This is a genomic window from Serratia nevei (assembly GCF_024160145.1).
In the GTDB taxonomy this organism is placed as follows: domain Bacteria; phylum Pseudomonadota; class Gammaproteobacteria; order Enterobacterales; family Enterobacteriaceae; genus Serratia; species Serratia nevei_A.
Window position 1 is genome coordinate 1 of sequence record NZ_JAMYWQ010000083.1, and the last position, 1716, is coordinate 1716.

The following is a 1716-nucleotide window of genomic DNA, read 5'->3' on the forward strand; positions in this document are numbered from 1 at the left end:
GAGGTCAGGATCATCGCGCTCTTCTCGTAACGTTTGGCAATGACCTGGAAGAACAGCTTGGCTTCCTCCTGACTGAACGGCAGATAACCTATTTCATCGATGATAAGCAGCTTCGGGGCCATGACACCGCGATTGAGTGTCGTTTTGTAACGCCCCTGACGCTGGGAGGTCGACAGCTGTAACAGCAGGTCCGCTGCTGTTGTGAAGCGAACCTTGATGCCCGCCCGTACGGCTTCGTAGCCCATGGCTATCGCCAGATGTGTTTTTCCAACGCCCGAGGGGCCCAGTAACACGATGTTTTCGTTACGTTCGATGAAGCTCAGGGAGCGCAGCGACTGGATTTGCTTCTGAGGTGCGCCGGTGGCGAAGGTGAAGTCGTATTCCTCGAACGTCTTCACCACCGGGAAGGCTGCCATCCGCGTGTACATTGCCTGTTTACGCTGATGCCGGGCCAACTTCTCCTCATGTAACAGGTGCTCCAGGAAGTCCATGTAACTCCATTCCTGATCCACCGCCTGTTGCGACAGCGCCGGCGCTGCGCCGATAAGACTGTCCAGTTGCAGCTGTTCGGCGAGAACCATCAGCCGTTGATGTTGCAGTTCGACCATCATGCGGCTCCTCTGCAGAACGTGTCATAGATGGACAGCGGATGATGCAACGGTTGCCTGTCGAAGGTCACCAGGCTTTCGTCGACCTGCATGTCATACTGTTTTTTCTCCGGTGGCAGTGCCAGCATGGATTGCTGTTCCTCCACCCAGCGATCACAGGGGCGGGTCTGGATAGTTTCATGCTTCCGTTGATTGGCCACATCGTACAGCCAGCGCAGACCGTAACGGTTTGCGGTTTCAACATCGACGGTGATACCCATCGGGCGCAGGCGCGTCATTAACGGGATGTAGAAGCTGTTGCGGGTATACTGCACCATTCGCTCCACCTTGCCTTTAGTCTGTGCCCTGAAGGGGCGACACAGTCGGGGGGAGAAGCCCATCTCTTTGCCGAACTGCCACAGGGAAGGATGGAACCGGTGCTGTCCGGTCTGGTAAGCATCACGCTGGAGTACCACCGTTTTCATATTGTCGTACAGAACTTCCCGCGGTACACCGCCGAAGAAGCTGAACGCATTGCGGTGACAAGATTCCAGTGTGTCGTAACGCATGTTGTCGGTGAACTCGATGTAAAGCATTCTGCTGTACCCCAGAACAGCAACGAACACATGCAGGGGTGACTTGCCGTTTCGCATGGTCCCCCAGTCAACCTGCATCTGCCGCCCGGGCTCGGTTTCGAAGCGAACGACCGGCTCTGCCTGAACGGGGAGTGTCTGCGAACGGATAAATTCTCTCAGGATAGTCAGCCCTCCACGATAGCCCAGCTCCATGATTTCCCTGGCAATAACGGTAGCCGGGATTTTGTAGGGATGCGCATCGCTGATCCGCTTAGAGATATAATCGCGGTATTCATCGAGCAGTGATGATGATGCCGGGCGTGGTGAATACTGCGGCTTTTCAGATTTGGCTTTCAGGTGGCTGCGGACAGTATTGCGCGAAATACCCAGTTCCCTGGCGATGGCCCGGATGCTCATTCCCCGCTTGTGCAGGACTTTAATTTCCATACGAATCTCAAAAGTGATCATAAGCTCCCCTGTATTCAGAGGAGCAGATTAACCCCTGGATCAATTTTCAACCGCTGGGGTGGATCAGTTTTGCACCGTTGGTAACA

At 55.0% G+C, this 1716-nt stretch carries 2 protein-coding genes; both read right to left on the minus strand.

Translation table 11 applies throughout. The annotated features are described in order from the left end of the window. The coding region (gene istB, locus M6G53_RS24775; protein ID WP_253335196.1) for an IS21-like element ISSen3 family helper ATPase IstB at positions 1–611 on the minus strand (611 nt) is incomplete at its 3' end. Beyond that, entirely contained in the window at positions 608–1630 is a 1023-nt protein-coding gene (gene istA, locus M6G53_RS24780; RefSeq protein ID WP_253335198.1) for an IS21 family transposase, read from the minus strand. The genes istB and istA, both read right to left, overlap by 4 nt. Positions 1631–1716: the final 86 nt, after the last annotated feature.

Bases quoted from the DNA above. Each gene is read 5' to 3' on its own strand.
- istA (WP_253335198.1), bottom strand. From the start codon at position 1,630: ATGATCACTTTTGAGATTCGTATGGAAATTAAAGTCCTGCACAAGCGG.